Here is a 16,023-nt window from a genome sequence, read left to right on the forward strand (position 1 = left end):
GTGTCCGGGCGGTTTGGCTCGTCAGTCTCGTCCTTCTGCCGCCCAGTATCAGCCGAAAGACTTCGTATCAGCCGGGAGACTTCGCGGGACAAAATCGCGGCGACGGCGCCGTTCGCCCCAACGACCGGTCTTAAAACTCGCCCTCGTAGAACACGCCGACTTCGCCGCCGCCGGTCGAGGTGACCGCGCCCTTGGCCTTGACCCCGCCGCCGAGCTTCAGCTCCAGTGAAACCCGGCCGGTGGAATCGACGCCGACATAGGTGTTGTCGTTGATATATTTGCCGACGCCGACCGCCGTCTTGCCGTCCGACGTGGTGGTGATGTCGAGCGCATCGACGCCGAGCTGGGAGCGCAGATTGTCGAGGAGGCCGGTCGAGCCGCCGACGCCGGCGAGCGTTGCGGCCGCTTCGGCGAGCTGGGCGATCTGTAGCGGCGAAAGATTCGACGTGCCCTGGCCGAAGATCAGCCGCGCCAGCACCTCGTCCTGCGGCAGGACGGGGCTGGACGAGAAGTTGACCGACGGATTGCCGGCCGGACCGGTGATGGTGACGTAGACCGTGGTCTCGTCGACGGTCGATTTGGCTTCGAGATCGAGGGTCGGGATCAGGTCGCCGGTGAAGCTCAAGCGACCGCGTTCGAATTGCAGGGTCTTGGCGAGGATCTGGAACCGCCCGCGCACCAGGTCGAAGCCGCCGACAATCGACAGGTTTGACGCAGGACCGGTGATCCGCAGCGAGCCGCCGAGTTCAAGATCGAGGCCGCGGCCGCGCACGAACACCCGGTTCGGCGCATTGGCGGTGATGTCGAGGTTGATGCCGGAGCCGCTGGAACCGCGAGACGTCTTGGGGAACAGTTCGCGCTGCTGCTTGAGGACGGCCGCGTTGGCGTGGCGGTGGGTGATGTCGATCCGCGCGAGCGAGGTCGGCAGATTGTCCGGGACGATGATGTCGATTTCTTTGGCGTCGATCGTGCCGGCAAGCGTCGGCGTCGCGACGAGCGGACCGGTCAACGTCAGATCGGCCGATAGCCGGGCGGCGATCACCTCGCCGTCATTGTAGCGGGCGCGATCGGCGCGGATGGTCAGATTGGCCGGATATTGGCCGGTGAGGCCGACCGTGCCGCCGATGGTGACGGTTCCGCCCGAGGAAATCCGGCCGGTGAAGGTCTGGATCGTCGCGCTGTCGCCGTTGAGGACGATCGTCGTGGTGATGTCGTTCAGCGCGACGTTGAAGCCGGTGTCGACGAAGCGGGCACCGGCGACGCTGATCGTGCCGTTGACGTTGGGCTGGCTCGCCGGGCCGCTGATGCGGGCGTTGATCCGCGCCGTTCCCTGCGCTGAGCGGCCGCCCTCGGCGAGGATCGCATTGGCGAGCGACAGCGGCGCCGTGCCGTTGGCGGTAAGGTCGAGGCTCGGCGTTCCGGTCAGGCCGACGGCGCCGGTGACATTCAGCGCGATGCCGCTACCGGTCAGTCGGGTGTCGGTGGTGACGCGGTTGCCGCCATATCGCCCCTTGGTGGTGACAGCGAGGGCCCCGACGCCGGCGCTGCGGGTTTGCTGGATCGAGACGCCGTTGGCGTTGATGTCATAGGAGACCTGCGGATTGGTCGGCGCGCCGGTGGCCTTGACGGTGCCGTTGATCGTGCCCTGCGGGGCAAGGCCGCCCGCCGCGGCGCTGGCGATCGAGGCCGGCAGATTGCGGATCTCGGCGGTGAGGTTGAGGTTGTTTTGGCTGGCGCCGCCAGTGACGCGGATGGTGCCGCCGCCGACCCGCAGCAGCGCCTGCTTCAGATCGAGATTGCCGCCCTGATAGCTGCCGGTGAGGTCGGCGTTGATCGCCGGCGCGCCGGCCGCGCGGCTCTTGGCGACGGAGACGTTGGAGGCCTTGAGGTCGAAGCTCGCATTCGGACTGGAGGCGGAGCCGGAGGCCTTGGCCGTGCCCGTAATCATGCCCTGGGCGCCGAGGCCCTTGACGAATCCGTTGGCGATGCCGACCGGCAGCTGGTTGATGGCGACGGCGATGTCGAGAGTCTGGCCGACGCTGCCCTTGGCCTTCAGCGATCCCTTGCCGACAGTGAGGTCGGCCTTGGCGAGCTGCAGCGTGCCGCTGCGATAGGAGCCGGCGGCGTCGAGACTGAGGGGGGGCGTGCCGGAACTGGCGATCTCGTTGGTGGTGATCCCGCGGCCGGTCACGGTGAAGTCGGCCGAGGGATCTGACAGTGAGCCGGTGGCCTTGGCGGTGCCGGAGATCGTGCCCTTGGCGCCGAGGCCTTGAACAAAGCCGTTGGCAAGGCCCGCCGGAATGGCGTTGGCGGTGACGTCGATGTCGAGGGTCTTGCCAATGGTGCCGCTGGCGTTCAGCGAGCCGTTGCCGACGGTGAGATTGGCTTTGGCGATCGTCGCGGTGCCGTTGGCGTAGGAGCCGGCGGCATCGAGGCTCAGCGGCGCGACGCCGGACTTGGCGACGGCGTCGGTGGTGATGCCGGAGCCCGAGACCTGGAAGGTGGCGTTCGGATCGGACAGCGATCCCGTCGCTTTGCCGGTGCCGGAGATCGTGCCTTGGGCGCCGAGGCCTTTGACGAAGCCGTTGGCGAGACCGACGGGCAGGGCGTTGAGCGTCAGGTCGAGATCGAGGTTCTTGCCGACCGTGCCGGTCGCCGCCAGCGATCCATCGCCGACATCAAGGCGCGCCTTCGAAAGCGTCAGCGTCTCGTCGGCATAGCGGCCCGCGGCGTCGACGCTGAGGGCTGGCACGCCGCCCTTGGCGATCGCCGGCGTGGTCAAGCCGGAGCCCTTAAGGTCGAAGCTGGCATTGGGGTTCTGCAGCGTGCCGGTGGCCCTGGCGGTGCCGGAGATCGTGCCTTGGGCGCCGAGGCCATCGACAAAGCCGTTGACCAGGCCGACCGGCAACCGGTTGAGGGTCGCATCGACGTCGAGGGTCTTGCCGATCTTGCCGGCAACGGTCAGCGAGCCGTCGCCGACGTTGACGGTGCCGGTCTGAATGGTCGCCGTCTGATCAGCGTATCGGCCGGCGAGCCGCAGTTCGAGCGGCTTGACGCCGGACTTGGCGATTTCCTTGGTGGTGATCCCGCTGCCGCGAATGTCGAAGGTGGCATTGGGGTTTTCGAGCGTGCCGGCGGCCTTGGCCGTGCCGGAAACGACGCCGCTTGCCGCGAGATTCGGCACGAAGCCGTTGACGAGGCCGACGGGCAGGTTGTCGGCGCGCGCAGTCACATCGAGCGTGTCGCCGATGGTGCCTGAAGCGGTGAGTGAGCCGGACCCGACAGCGATGTCGGCCTTGGCGAGCGTCAAGGTGCCGTTGTCGTAGGCACCGTTGGCGTCGAGGGACAACGGGTCGATGCCGGCGGCGGCGATCGCCTTGGCGGTGATGTCGCGGCCGGTGACGCTGAAGGTCGCCGACGGTGCGCTGCGCGTGCCGGTAACGCTCGCCTGGCCGGACAAGGTGCCGGACGCGTCGAGGCCGGCGACGAAGGCGTTGGCGACGGCAACCGGGGCCTGCGACAGGTCGAGCTTGAGGTCGAGCTTTTCGCCCACCGAGCCGGTCGCCGTCAGCGAGCCGTCGCCGAGATTCAGGCGGGCGGTCCGCAGTTGCAGGGTGCCGTTGTCGTAGCTGCCCGACACGGTGCCGTCGACCGGCGGCGTCGGCTGGCTGGTGCCGCGGGTGGCGACGAGCGACTGGGTGCGGAAGTCGAAGCTGGCTTTCGGCGATTGCGACGGGCCGCTGACCTGCGCCGTGCCGTCGATGGTGCCGGCGAGGGCGAGATTCGGCACGAAGGGATTGGCGACCGCAGCCGGGACATTCTTGAGATTGGCCGACAGATCGAGCGTCTCGCCGGCCGTACCGGAGGCGGTGAGCGCCCCGTCGCCGATCGAAAGATTCAGGCCCGAGAGCGAGGTCAGCCCGTTGGCGATGCGCACCTCGGCCGGGCTTGTCAGCGTGACGGCCGCCTTGGGAATGTCGGCGGTCAGGGTTTGCAGCGCGATCAGCGTCTCGTTCGGCTTGAAGGTGCCGCTGCCGGTCAGGGCAACCGGCACGCCATTGGCGCGGGCCGAGACCTTCACCCCGGTGCTGTCGTCCTCACGCGAAAGAGCGATGGTCAGATTCTCGACATCGATGCCGCTGGCGCCGATCGACAAAGCGCGAATCTGGCCCTCGGGCTTCGGCAAGCCGAGATAGTCGTAGAGCGCCAGATCGATCCTGGCGCCGACCAGCGTGGTGCCGGAAACGCTGATGCTGTCGCCGGAAAGCTGCGGCTTGGCGACCGGCGTGCCGTCCGCGGTCACGTCGAAGCCGATGGTGCCGGCGACGTCGCCGCTCGCCGTCACGCCGCCGAGAGCGGCGAGGCCTGCGAGATCGTCGAGCTTCACGTCGAGCGTGCCGATCGGCAGGAAATTCTCGTTCAGCACCAGATCGCCGGTGATGCGGTTGCTGCCCTGGCGAATGACGAGGCCGGAGAGCCTGCGCTGGCCGCCGGCCTCGGTGGTCAACTGGCCCTTGCCCTCCAGCGGCTGGCCGTCGATGACGCCGGAGATGTCGACCATCGCCTTGGGCGAGCTCGGATCGAAGGTGCCCGTCGCCTTGACTTGCAGCTTGGCCAGTTCCCGGCCGTTGATCGATAGTCCGTTGCCATCAACCGTCAGATTGACGTCCGGCTTGGCGACCGGGCCGTCGGCGGTGAGCTGAAAGGTCGCCGCGCCCGACAGCGACTGGCTGACGCTGCCGGTATTGGCGATGCGGCCGGAGATGTCGGCCGAGACAGTCTCGTTACTGAGGCCCGCCGAGCCGCTGATCGACAGATTGTCGCCATCGACCTTGAGGTCCTTGGCGGCGAGTCCGCCATCCGCCGCCCTCGCGACATTGCCGGACACCGCGAGCTGCTCGCCGGCCAGCGGCACCAGCCCGGCGGAGAGAGCGACCGTCTTGAAGTTCGACTGCAGATTCAGATCGAAGGTCGCGAAATTGAGCGCGGCCGAGCCGTTGACCTTCAGATTGGCGGTGTCGGTGGTAAGCGTCGCCGGATCGAGTTTCAGACCGTTGGCATCGAGCGCGCCCTGGCCCTCGATCTTGACCGGCCCGTCGAGGAAGCGCTTGGCGACACCCTCCGGCGCCTTGGCCGAGGCGGCGCTCGCCGACAGGGTGAACGGGCCGGTGAGCTGGGTGAGATTGAAGCCCTGGCTCTTGACCTCGGCGCCGACATTGTCTGCCCCGTATTCGCCGTAAAGAACGCCGGGCAGATTGGCGTTGACCGCCAGATTGGCATTGGCCAGCGTGCCTTTCAGTGCCGCCTGCAGGCTGGAGACCGAAATGTCGATCGGCGTTTGTTTGGTCCCGAAGGAGAGTGCAATCGGCCCGCCGCCCGGTGCGGCCAGCTGCAGCTTGAGATCGTTGCCCGGGCCGGCCGGATCGACGGTGCCGGAAGCTGTGAGACGCAGCGCCTGCGACGACAGCTCGGCCTGCTCGATCTGGTAGATGCCGTCGTCGCGAATGGCGAGGGTGGCGTCGAGATTGGCGCCCCCCGCGACATAGCGCTGATAGGCGGCGGGGACGAAGCGCTCGGCGGCGACGTTCAGTGAGAGCGCGGTGCGATAGGCGGCATTCTGCCGGTCGACACGGGCGGTGAGCGTCGCGGCCTGCTGGTTGTCGACCGATAGCGCGCCATTGGCCATGAAGCCCGACAGCGGGCCGGAGCCGTTGACCGTCAGCTCGACCGGCGGGGCTCCGGGAATGCCGAGGAGGGTGGCAACGAGGCCGCCCTGGGGCTCGCTGGCATTGACCTTCACCGTCAGGCGGTTGTCGCCGGGGGCAAAGCCGAAATCGAAGGCGATGCGACCTGGACGGTCGAGCCGCTCGACGGTGGCCTGGGCGCTGAAATTCGTCGGATCAGCCTTGAGGGTCAGGCTGGCATCGGCCCGCAACCGGGCTCTGGTGCCGGCGATCGATTCGCCGAGGATGAATTCGTTGATCGCGAGTTTTTTGATCTCGGCGGTGATCGAAGGCAGCGCGAAGCCGCCGCCGCTGCTGCTTGTGCTGGCCGGCTGGCCTGTCGGCAGGCGTTCGAGGACGATTTTGCCGGCGGTCAGATTGTCGATCGAGACGTTGGAGCGCACCAGCGACAACGGTGACCAGTCCATGGCGAGGTCGTTTGCCGTCAGGAATACGCCCTTGGGATCGGAGACCGTGACCTTCTGGATTCGGACCGCACCGTTGAAGGCACCCGACAGCCCCTCGATCTTCACTTTCATCGTGTCGGTGGAGATCAGCTTCTCGATCTGATTGGCGACGAATTCCTGCGCATCGGCCGGCTGGCTGGTGGGCACCAGGGCGGCGATCGCGAGAAACAGCGTCAGAGCGAGGGCGGCAAGACGGTCGCGCATCATCAAAAAGCCTGTCCGATCCCAGCATAGATCTGGTAGCTCGCGTCCCTCGGACCGGGATCGAGCGGGATGCCGACGTCGATGCGGATCGGTCCGAAGCCGGTCAGATAGCGGGCGCCGACGCCGGCGCCGAGCTTGAAGGTGGAAAAATCCGGGACGAGCTTGTCGGAGACCGTGCCGAAGTCGAGGAACGGCACGATCTGGATCTTGTCGGTGATGCCGATGCGGGCCTCGATCGAGCCGTCGAACAGCGACAGACCGCCGGTGGGCGTGTCGGTGAAGTCGGAATTGAAGCCCGAGCCGGCCGGCACACTCGACGGGAAATACGGGCCGATCGACTGGAACTCGTAACCGCGCACCGAGCCGCCGCCGCCGGTATAGAAACGGCGGTCGTTGGGGATGTCGAGGAGATCGGCGCCGAAGATGGTGCCGTAGCCGAGCCGGCCGGCGAGAACCAGGCGGTTCGATTCGCTCAGCGACAGATAGGCCCGGCCGTCGAGCTGCGTCTTGACGAAGGGCGTAGAGGTGTTGAAGCCGTAGGACGGTTCGGCCAGCGCCTGGAAATAGAAGCCCTCGGTCGGGTTCAACTCGTTGTCACGATTGTCGAAGGTGTAGGTGATCGGCACCGAGCCGATCAGATATTTTCGCTCGCCGAGATAATCGGTGATTTTCTCGTATTCGCCGCGGATATCGGCTCGGACCGTCTGATATTTGTCGATATCGTATTCGACGCCGCTCGTTGCCGCATAGCTCTCGCGGTCATAGGCGAGAGGCTGTTCGCGCTTGATCTCGAGCGAGCCGATATAGACCGAATCCGGCCCCAGCACGCCCGGCTTCTTGAAGACCAGCGAACTCGAATAGTCGATGCCGCTGGTCGGCCGCGGGGTGTTCGACAGGGCGGTGGCGCCGATGCGCGAGATCGCCGCATCGAAGCGGATCGATTCGGCCCGGCCGAACAGGTTGCGATAGCCGACATAGCCGTTCACGCCGGCGCCGTCGGTGTTGGAATAGGTGGCGCCGGCGCCATAGAAGCCGAATTTGCGCTCGCTGACCTCGACCTGCACCGGCAGACTTCCGTCCGCCGCCTGGGCCTTGGCTTCCTTCACGGTGATCGACGAGAAGACGCCGAGCTTCAACAGGCGGTCGCGGGCGGCCTTGAGATCGTCGGGCGAGAAAACCTCGCCGGCCTTGATGCCGGTCATATAGGCGATGAAGCCCGGATCGACGTCCTTGGCGCCGTCGATCCAGACATCGCCGAAGGGCACGCGCGGGCCGGGATCGAGAGCGACATTGTAATCCAGCCGATCGACCTTGGCGTCGGCGATGATGTCGCGATGGGTCACGGCGACGAAGGGACGCCCGTCCGACCGCAGCGCGTTGAACATCTTGCCTTCGGCTTCGAGCACCGTGGCCGAGCCGGCTTCACCGCCGGGCTTCAGGCCGTATTCGGCCGGATCGACGGGCAGGCCGCCGGTGGCGACGGCGATCTGGCCGAGGGTGTATTTCGGCCCCGGGCGCACGCGGATGGTCACCGGGACCGGGCGGTTGGTGAAGGTCGCGTCCGGCTTCAGCGTGGTGATGTCGCGCCCCTCGATGAAAATCGAGACGAGGCCGTCGTAACGGGCCTGTTCGAACAAGGCCGCGACCAGGCGCTTGCGATCGGTCTTGGCCTTGGACAACAGGCCGAGCGAACCGGAGACCGGCTTGTTTTCATCGCTGATCAGGCTGGAGGCGTCTTTGAGCGTGCTTTCCAGCGACGTGTCGCCGTCGGGCGTCGGCTCGACGGTGATCTGCACCGAGTAGTTCAGTGGATCGATTACATCGACATTGGCGTCCGCACTTTCGAAGAACTTCATGCCGAAGATCTCGAAGGCGCTCGCATTTGACGGAAGTGAAATCGCCAGGGCAATCGACAACGAGATCGCAGACAGGCGGCCAAATTCGAGCAAGCTGAGTATCCCCTGAATCAGCGACCATGCCAAAAGGAGGAACCGCCGCCCATCATGGTGCGGCGGGCCGAGACGCCCTCAAGACACCGAAGTACCCCCCTTCAGGTGATCGTCAGGATGGCCGGAAATCGTGAAATAACAACTAGCTTGGCCCACCAAACGCCATCACAGGCGGGTCGAATCGATCGATTGGGCGGGCCCTGTGCCAATGGAACAACAGGCGGCTGGCGTGATTTGGGGCCTTGTGTCGCAGGTGGTCGGGGTTGAGCGATTTCGGCTGGACACGTGGCCGCTCTGCAATGCCGCGGCCGGATGTCTTCAGCGATATCCGCGCCGTCGCCAGCCGTGGCCGGTGAAGACGCCCGGCGGTGCGGGGATCGGCGGCACATTGACGAGCCGACTGGCGATGGCCACTTGGCCCCACAGCGCGCGCTTCCATAGAATGATTCTGAAAAGCGCTTGAAGCGGCGGCCGTGAAGGGGCAATCTCGCGGCGGATCTGCCCGAGCGGCCGCTTCGCAAAGCGGCGGGCTGTTGGAACGGCAGAACGATAACGGCAGAACGATGATGGCGGATAAGACCGGCCGATCGCGCCGGCGAGATTGGGAGGAGCGGATGACCGACGTTACGATGACGGTGAATGGACGGGAGGTGAAGGGGGCGGTCGAGGACCGGACGCTGCTCGTGCATTTTTTGCGCGAAAATCTCGGCCTGACCGGCACCCATGTCGGCTGCGACACGTCGCAATGCGGCGCCTGCGTCATCCATGTCGACGGCAAGGCGGTGAAGTCCTGCACGATGCTCGCGGTCCAGGCTTCCGGCTCGGCGGTCACGACGATCGAGGGAATTGCCGACGGCAGTGAACTGCATCCGGTGCAGGCGGCGTTCCGCGAGCATCACGGCCTGCAGTGTGGCTATTGCACACCCGGCATGATCATGACCGCCGTCGATATGATCGAGCGGCACGGCTCGGCGCTCAACGAGGCGACCGTCCGGGAGGAGCTGGACGGCAACATCTGCCGCTGCACGGGCTACCACAATATCGTCAAGGCGATCCTGGCGGCCGCCAACGCGGCGCCGGCGACGATCGCCGCCGAGTGATCTGACGCTTGGTCGTACGGATGAGGCCGCGCGACCGACAGCATCGGCCCGAAAATCGGAATCGATTTTCGGTCAGCACGATGCGTCAATTCAGAGAGTGAGAGCGTCCTGTCTGCGTTCGAAAGGACGCAGGGCGCTCTGAAAAGCCGCCGCATGTCTTTTCGATCGATCGCGCCGCATGCCCGCGGATGCCGGCGCCAAGCGACAAACTGGGAGGTTTGACTATGGGCGTTGAAGGTATTGGCGCAAAGGTTTTGCGCAAGGAGGATCGCCGCTTCATCACCGGGCGAGGCCGCTATGTCGACGACATGAGCGTGCCGGGCATGAAGTTCGCGGCGTTCGTGCGCTCGCCGCACGCGCATGCCAAGATCACCGGCATCGACACCGGCGCCGCAGACGCGATGCCGGGCGTGATCGCCATCCTCAACGGCAAGCAGCTGCAGGGCGACGGCATCGGCAATCTGATCTGCGGCTGGGCGGTCAGTTCCAAGGACGGCACACCGATGAAGATGGGCGCCTGGCCGGCGCTCGCCAGCGACATCGTGCGCCATGTCGGGCAGGCGGTCGCCGTTGTCGTCGCCGAGACCCGCGCCCAGGCGCGCGACGCTGCCGACGCGGTGATGGTCGACTACGAGGAGCTTGCCGTCGTGACCAAGGCTGTCGACGCGCTGAAGGATGGCGCGCCGCAGCTTCACCCCGAGGCGCCGGGCAATCTGATCTTCGACTGGGAGCTCGGCGACAAGGCCGCCACCGACGAGGCCTTTTCGAAGGCCGCCAAGGTGACCAAGCTGCACATTCACAACAACCGCCTGTCGCCGAACCCGATGGAGCCGCGCGCCGCGCTCGGCCATTACGATCCGGCTGAGGATCACTACACCTGCTGGACGACCTCTCAGAACCCGCATGTCGCGCGGCTGGTGATGAGCGCCTTCTACAATGTCGCACCGGAGCACAAGCTACGGGTGATCGCGCCGGATGTCGGCGGCGGCTTCGGCTCGAAGATCTACATCTATCCGGAAGAGATCGTTTGCCTGTGGGCCTCCAAGCGCGCCGGGGTTCCGGTCAAATGGACGTCCGATCGGACCGAGGCCTTCCTCACCGACGCCCATGGCCGTGACCATGAGACTGATGTCGAACTGGCGCTGGACGCCGATAACAAAATCCTCGGCCTGCGCGTCGACACGGTCGCCAATCTCGGCGCCTACATGTCGCTGTTCTCGTCGTCGGTGCCGACCTACCTCTACGCCACGCTGCTCTCCGGCCAGTACGACATCGCGGCGATCCATGCCAATGTGAAGGCGGTCTATACCAACACCGTGCCGGTCGACGCCTATCGTGGCGCCGGGCGGCCGGAGGCGACCTATGTCATCGAGCGGACGATGGAAACGGCGGCCCGCGAACTCGGCATTTCACCGGCCGAGTTCCGGCGCAAGAACTTCATTCGCTCGTTCCCGCACCAGACGCCGGTGATCATGGCCTATGACGCCGGCGACTTCGAAGCGACGCTGGAAGCCGGCACGAAGGCGGCCGATCTCGCCGGCTTCGAGGGCCGACGTGCGGAGGCGAAGGCACGGGGCAAACTGCGCGGCCTCGGGATGAGCTGCTACATCGAGGCCTGCGGCATCGCGCCGTCGAAGGCGGTCGGCTCGCTCGGTGCTGGTGTCGGTTTATGGGAATCGGCCGAGGTCCGGGTGAACCCGGTCGGCACGATCGAGATCCTCACCGGTTCGCATAGCCACGGCCAGGGGCATGAGACGACCTTCGCGCAGCTTGTCGCCGAGCGCTTCGGTCTGCCGGTCGACAATGTCCAGGTCGTCCACGGCGATACCGACAAGGTGCAGTTCGGCATGGGCACCTATGGCTCGCGTTCCGGCGCGGTCGGCATGTCGGCGATCGTCAAGGCGCTCGACAAGGTCGAGGCCAAGGCCAAGAAGATCGCCGCCCATGTGCTCGAGGCCGATGAGGGCGACATCGTCATCGAGAATGGCGAGGTCAAGGTTGCCGGCACCGACAAGAAGCTTGGCTGGCACGAAGTCTGCCTGGGCGCCTACACCGCTCACAATCTGCCGGACGGCATGGAGCCGGGCCTGAAGGAGGGGGCCTTCTACGACCCCACCAACTTCACCTTCCCGGCCGGCTGCTACATCTGCGAGGTCGAGGTCGATCCGGACACCGGCGTCACCGAGATCATCCAGTTCGTCGCGGCGGACGATTTCGGCCGGGTCATCAACCCGATGATCGTCGAGGGTCAGGTTCATGGTGGTCTTGCTCAGGGCATCGGTCAGGCGATCCTCGAAGGTGTTCACTACGATGATGCCGGCCAGCTCATCACCGCGTCCTATATGGACTATGCGATGCCGCGCGCCTGGGATCTGCCGATGTTCAAGGTCTCGACCACCGAGACGCTCTGTCCTGGCAATCCGCTCGGTATGAAGGGTTGCGGCGAGGCCGGCGCGATCGGCTCGCCGCCGGCGGTGATCAATGCCATCACCGACGCGATCGGCAACAACGAGCTGACCATGCCGGCGACGCCGGAGAAGGTCTGGAAGGCCCTCAACGCGGTCCAATAAGGCCGGCGCTCGCCAATCCCGGTCGCGGCCGCCCGCCGCGACCGTTTGCGCCGGTGCGCAACGCCCGGCACCATACATTCGACGAAGGCGCGCCGCGCGGCTGGATTTTCAAGCGCTGGCCCGGCGATCCAAGGAGACAAGAGATGTACCAGACCACCTATCACCGCCCGACGTCCCTTGAGGAGGCGGCCAGTCTCGCCGCCGAAGCGAGCGACGACGGCAAATACCTCTCGGGGGGCATGACGCTGATCCCGACCATGAAACAGCGGCTCGCCGCGCCGGAGGCCTTGATCGACCTGCGCCACGTCGCCGAGCTGAAAGGCATGTCCGTCGACGGCAAGACGATCCGCATCGGCGGCGGCACCACCCATGCCGAAATCGCCGCGAGCAGCGAGATCAAGAGCGTCTGCCCCGGTTTTGCAGCGCTGGCCGGCCTGATCGGCGACCCGGCGGTGCGGCATATGGGAACGATCGGCGGCTCGGTGGCAAATTTCGATCCCGCCGCCGACTATCCGGCCGCGCTGCTGGCGCTCGGCGGGACGATTCACACCAACACCCGCGAATTTTCCGCCGACGACTTCTTCAAGGGACTGTTCGAAACGGCCCTCGATGAGGGCGAGATCGTCACCGCCGTGTCCTTCGAGGCGCCGGACCAATGCGCCTATGAGAAGTTCCGCAATCCGGCATCGCGCTATGCGATGTGCGGCGTCTTCGTCGCCAAGCGTGGCAGCGACGTCAAGGTCGGCGTCACCGGTGCCGGCTCGGACGGGGCGTTTCGCTGGAGCGACGGCGAACAGGCGCTTTCGGGCCATTTCGCGCCAGATGCGGTTGATGGTCTGTCGGTACCGGATGGCGACATGCTGTCCGATATTCACGGCTCCTCAGCCTACCGCGCCAATCTGGTCAAGGTCGTGACCAAGCGGGCGGTGAAAAAGGCGCTCGGCCACTGAGCCTCGCTGTCCCGTCGAGGCGGTCTTGATTCGCAGCAGCCATTTCCGCTGCTGCCGATCACAAAAAAGCAGGCGGCACGTGCCGCCGGCTTGTTCGTTGAGGATGTTTCGTCTGCCGAGAAGCGATTGAGGGCCGGCCGGCGTCAGGCTGAAATTTTACGGAGTTTAGAGATCGCAGCGGTGGCGATAGCCGTCATAGCCGACGAAGGTGTCCGTGTCCGGATCGTAGCTGCGATAGGTCTCCGCGCAGACGGTGACATGGTCACCATAATAGACGCGGCGCGGGGCGGGCTCATCGTAGACATGTTCCACCCGATAGACGCGCTCGACTCGTTCCGGCCGATAATAGACCGGCGGTGGGGGCGGCGGCGCATCGTAATCATCGGATGCCACCGCGCTGCCGATCAGCGCGCCGACGGCCAGACCGCCGATGCCAGCGGCGATCGCGGCGCCGCTGTCGTGGTGATGGTGGCGGTGATGCCAATAGGGATCGGCGCTGGCGCTGAGCGTGCTGGCACCGATGAGGCTGGTCGCCAGAACGGCGGATGCCGCAGTCGCGACAATGAACTTTTGCATATCGGTCTCCGGTCGATACCGGGCGAGCGGCTTTCCTGATCTGCGGAGGATTTGGCCGCGATTGCCCGATTGTCCCTTCTGCGATCAGACAAACGGTCGGTCCGTTGATCTGCGTCGCATGACAAACCGATAACAGGAGCTATGGTTGCCTTATGAGGTATGAATTTTTGGAAAGGTTGATGGATCGAGGGGCTGTCGCGGAGGCCTGGTGGGACACGCAAGCTCATGGAAACGGTGGCGTTTCGCATCGATCGTCACCCGGACATACCGCATGAAAACACCGGCACGAAGATGCCGGCGTTTGTCGTCGATCAATCTGCCGCGCGGTCAAAGCCGGCAGCGGTGGCGGTAGCCATCATACCCCAGGAACGTGTCGGTGCGCCGATCATACGAGCGATACCGCGCCTCGCAGCGTGCCACGTGCCGGCCGTGGTAGACCCGGCCGGGACGCACGCGATAAAGCGGCACCGGACCGTAATCGCGCGGGGCGAGCGCGCCACCGATCAGGGCGCCAACCGCCAGCCCCGCGATCCCGGCCCCCAGCGCTGCGCCATTGTCGTGGCGCCGATAGTGACGCCACCGATAGTCGTCGCGATGATACCGATCCCAGCGGTCGTGATCGTGATGCCTGCGCCAATAGCGATATCGGTCGCGGTCGCCGATGGTGAAGATCGTGTCGCCTCGGTGAATGAAGCTTTGGGCATTGGCGGACACGGCCGTTGCGCCGAATCCGCTCGTCACGACGAGTGCGGCCGCCAAGGCCGTGCTGATCCATGTTTTCATAACAATTTCCTAACCCTATGACCGAAAACGCGAAATTGCGGCGGTGCGTTTTCGGAACTTTTGCATCCCTCAAGGGAAGAAACGGTCGAAACGGCCGAACAGTTCATCTTCATGACGAATTTCTGATCAGCCCAGGCAAAAGGCTTCGAACGCCGTCTTTCAGGCTTCGGACAGCCCGATCGTGAGGGACCTGTCCTGCCCCTGTGGCGATCGGGCGCGGGGCAATGTCTAGACGGAACGTTTCAGGAACATTATAGCTCGATCATGCCGACACTCGACCTGCGCCAGAAGCTCGCCATCCTGTCCGACGCCGCCAAATATGACGCGTCCTGCGCATCGTCCGGCGCGGCGGGGCGTAATTCCGTGAAATCCAAGGGGATCGGTTCGACCGAAGGGTCGGGCATCTGCCACGCTTATGCGCCGGATGGGCGCTGCATCTCGCTGCTCAAAATCCTGCTCACCAATTTCTGCATTTATGACTGCGCCTACTGCGTCAACCGCTCGTCGTCGAACGTGCAGCGGGCGCGCTTTTCGGTGGACGAGGTCGTGGCGCTGACCATGAACTTTTATCGCCGCAACTATATCGAGGGGCTGTTTCTTTCGTCGGGCATCATCAAGAACTCCGACTACACGATGGAGGCGATGGTCCGGATCGCCAAAAAGCTGCGGCTGGAGGAGAACTTTTCCGGCTACATCCATTTGAAGACGATCCCGGACGCATCGCCGGCATTGTTAGAAGACGCCGGGCTCTTCGCCGATCGCCTGTCGGTGAATATCGAACTGCCGACCGATCTGACGCTCTCGGCGCTGGCACCGGAAAAGGACGCCCGCGACATCCGCCGCTCCATGGGGCATCTGCGGGCGAAGATCGAAGAGCATCGGGGCGAAAAGCGCGACCGCTTAAAGCCCAAGCGCTTTTCCGCGGGTGGACAGTCGACTCAGATGATCGTCGGGGCGGATCTGTCGAGTGACGATGACGTCCTCACCCGCTCGGAAAATCTTTACGGCAACTATCGCCTCAGCCGGGTCTATTATTCCGCCTTTTCGCCGATCCCCGACGCCTCGTCCAAGCTGCCGCTCGCCAAGCCGCCCTTGATGCGCGAGCACCGGCTCTATCAGGCCGACTGGCTGATGCGGTTTTACGGCTTTCAGCGGGCGGAGATCGTCGCGGGCGGCGAGGGCGGGATGCTGGACCTTACCGTCGATCCGAAGCTTGCCTGGGCGCTGAAGAATCGGGCGCGTTTTCCGGTCGACGTCAATCGCGCCGATCGCGAGATGCTGTTGCGCGTGCCGGGGCTTGGCACCCGGGCTGTCAAGCGTATCCTCTCCACCCGCCGGCACCGGACCTTGCGGCTCGACGACGTCGCCCGGCTCTGTCAATCGATCGATAAAGTCCGGCCCTTTGTCACCGCCTTGGACTGGTCGCCGGGCGGGCTGACTGACGAGGACGGCCTGCGCGACCGGTTCGTGCCGCGGGCCAAGCGCGCGGCAAGCCAGCTGGAATTGTTTTAGAGGCGGCGCAGAGCGTTGCCCGTTGGAGACCGGACGCTGCCCAGGCTGTCGAGCCGAAGAGATCTATTCCCAGGAGCCCGTCATGTCTGACGCGCTGCTTTTCGACATGCCGATCACGTTGCGCGAATTGTTTCCTGATCTCGAGGTGGTCGGGTCGGCGACGTGCGAAAACGACGTTCATATCGAACA

The 16,023-nt window shown here is 65.2% G+C and carries 8 protein-coding genes; 4 read left to right on the top strand and 4 right to left on the bottom strand.

Features of this window, described 5'->3' with window-relative positions; all coding sequences use genetic code 11:
• Positions 1-130: 130 nt before the first annotated feature.
• Both J1C48_RS04315 and J1C48_RS04320 read right to left on the bottom strand, forming a co-directional pair.
• The gene (locus J1C48_RS04315; RefSeq protein ID WP_207256479.1) at positions 131-6,397 is read right to left on the bottom strand and encodes a translocation/assembly module TamB domain-containing protein; all 6,267 of its coding nucleotides are present in this window, start codon (positions 6,395-6,397) and stop codon (positions 131-133) included.
• On the bottom strand, positions 6,397-8,343 hold the full coding sequence (locus tag J1C48_RS04320; RefSeq protein WP_231081570.1) for an autotransporter assembly complex protein TamA: 1,947 nt from the start codon (positions 8,341-8,343) through the stop codon (positions 6,397-6,399). Before J1C48_RS04320 ends, J1C48_RS04315 begins: the two co-directional genes overlap by 1 nt.
• Before the next feature lie 614 nt (positions 8,344-8,957).
• On the opposite strand from J1C48_RS04320, the gene J1C48_RS04325 reads away from it, so the two are divergent.
• The 3 genes from J1C48_RS04325 (at position 8,958) to J1C48_RS04335 (ending at position 12,963) form a co-directional block, all read left to right on the top strand.
• The gene (locus J1C48_RS04325; RefSeq protein WP_207256480.1) at positions 8,958-9,443 is read left to right on the top strand and encodes a (2Fe-2S)-binding protein; all 486 of its coding nucleotides are present in this window, start codon (positions 8,958-8,960) and stop codon (positions 9,441-9,443) included.
• A gap of 224 nt (positions 9,444-9,667) precedes the next feature.
• Positions 9,668-12,013 carry a xanthine dehydrogenase family protein molybdopterin-binding subunit gene (locus J1C48_RS04330; RefSeq protein WP_207256481.1) on the top strand — a complete coding sequence of 782 codons (2,346 nt, stop codon included), beginning with the start codon at positions 9,668-9,670 and terminating at the stop codon, positions 12,011-12,013.
• Positions 12,014-12,156: 143 nt separating this feature from the next.
• Positions 12,157-12,963: an FAD binding domain-containing protein gene (locus tag J1C48_RS04335; RefSeq protein ID WP_207256482.1), complete on the top strand. Its 807-nt coding sequence runs from the start codon at positions 12,157-12,159 to the stop codon at positions 12,961-12,963.
• A gap of 165 nt (positions 12,964-13,128) precedes the next feature.
• On the opposite strand, the gene J1C48_RS04340 is transcribed toward J1C48_RS04335, so the two are convergent.
• Positions 13,129-13,539 carry a BA14K family protein gene (locus J1C48_RS04340; protein WP_207256483.1) on the bottom strand — a complete coding sequence of 137 codons (411 nt, stop codon included), beginning with the start codon at positions 13,537-13,539 and terminating at the stop codon, positions 13,129-13,131.
• 327 nt (positions 13,540-13,866) lie between these two features.
• The gene (locus tag J1C48_RS04345) at positions 13,867-14,298 is read right to left on the bottom strand and encodes a BA14K family protein (RefSeq protein WP_231081571.1); all 432 of its coding nucleotides are present in this window, start codon (positions 14,296-14,298) and stop codon (positions 13,867-13,869) included.
• A 288-nt stretch (positions 14,299-14,586) separates the two neighbouring features.
• Here J1C48_RS04345 and J1C48_RS04350 point away from each other — a divergent pair, with 288 nt between their 5' ends.
• Positions 14,587-15,834, top strand: a complete 1,248-nt coding sequence (locus tag J1C48_RS04350; RefSeq protein WP_207256485.1) for a putative DNA modification/repair radical SAM protein — start codon at positions 14,587-14,589, stop codon at positions 15,832-15,834.
• The last annotated feature ends 189 nt before the right edge of the window (positions 15,835-16,023 follow it).

This window comes from Jiella flava (assembly GCF_017349315.1).
Classification (GTDB): Bacteria; Pseudomonadota; Alphaproteobacteria; order Rhizobiales; family Rhizobiaceae; genus Jiella; species Jiella flava.

Excerpts from the sequence above, each read along its gene's own strand:
- J1C48_RS04315 (WP_207256479.1), bottom strand. The coding sequence starts at position 6,397 with ATGATGCGCGACCGTCTTGCCGCCCTCGCTCTGACGCTGTTTCTCGCG.
- J1C48_RS04325 (WP_207256480.1), top strand. The coding sequence starts at position 8,958 with ATGACCGACGTTACGATGACGGTGAATGGACGGGAGGTGAAGGGGGCG.
- J1C48_RS04330 (WP_207256481.1), top strand. The coding sequence starts at position 9,668 with ATGGGCGTTGAAGGTATTGGCGCAAAGGTTTTGCGCAAGGAGGATCGC.
- J1C48_RS04335 (WP_207256482.1), top strand. The coding sequence starts at position 12,157 with ATGTACCAGACCACCTATCACCGCCCGACGTCCCTTGAGGAGGCGGCC.
- J1C48_RS04340 (WP_207256483.1), bottom strand. The coding sequence starts at position 13,539 with ATGCAAAAGTTCATTGTCGCGACTGCGGCATCCGCCGTTCTGGCGACC.
- J1C48_RS04350 (WP_207256485.1), top strand. The coding sequence starts at position 14,587 with ATGCCGACACTCGACCTGCGCCAGAAGCTCGCCATCCTGTCCGACGCC.